At 65.8% G+C, this 812-nt stretch carries 1 pseudogene; it reads right to left on the minus strand.

The annotated features are described in order from the left end of the window. Nucleotides 1–812: pseudogene (locus tag QCD75_RS21785) on the minus strand (pyruvate dehydrogenase (acetyl-transferring), homodimeric type); the annotation flags it as partial.

Below are 812 nucleotides of genomic sequence, written 5' to 3' on the forward strand. Positions count from 1 at the left end.
CCGTTGCCGCGCACAGGCCCGTCGAGGCGCTGGAGGTTGCAGTTGATCACGAAGTTGAGGTTGTCCAGCTTGTCGTTCGCGGCCAGCTGGAGCAGGCCGCGGGACTCGGGCTCGTCCATTTCCCCGTCACCCAAAAACGCCCAGACCTGCTGGTCGGAGGTGTCCTTGATGCCACGGTTCTGCAGGTACCGGTTGGACTGGGCCTGGTAGATCGCGTTCATCGGCCCGATGCCCATCGAGACCGTGGGGAACTCCCAGAACTCCGGCATCAGCCGCGGGTGCGGATACGAGGAGAGGGCATGTCCTTCTTTGGACTTCTCCTGCCGGAACCCGTCCAGGTCCTCCTCGGAGAGCCGGCCCTCCATGAAGGCCCGGGCATACATGCCGGGGGAGGCGTGGCCCTGGAAGAAGATCTGGTCCCCGCCGCCGGGGTGGTCCTTGCCGCGGAAGAAGTGGTTGAACCCGACCTCGTACAGCGTCGCGGCCCCGGCATAGGTCGAGATGTGCCCGCCGACGCCGATATCGGCCCGCTGCGCCCGGTGCACCATTACCGCGGCGTTCCAGCGCAGCCACGCCCGGTACTTCCGTTCGATTTCCTCGTCCCCGGGGAACGGCGCTTCCTGGTCCACCGGGATCGTGTTGACGTAGTCCGTGGTGGTCACCATCGGAACGCCCACGCTCTGCGCGCCGGCCCGCTGAAGCAGGCTGCGCATTATGTACTGGGCACGCTCGGTGCCCTGATCCTGAATCAGCGTATCCAGGGACTCCAGCCACTCGGCGGTCTCTTCCGGATCACGATCAGGCAGCTGGTT

Origin of the sequence: Arthrobacter sp. PsM3 (assembly GCF_030433895.1) — a bacterium.
Classification (GTDB): Bacteria; Actinomycetota; Actinomycetes; order Actinomycetales; family Micrococcaceae; genus Arthrobacter.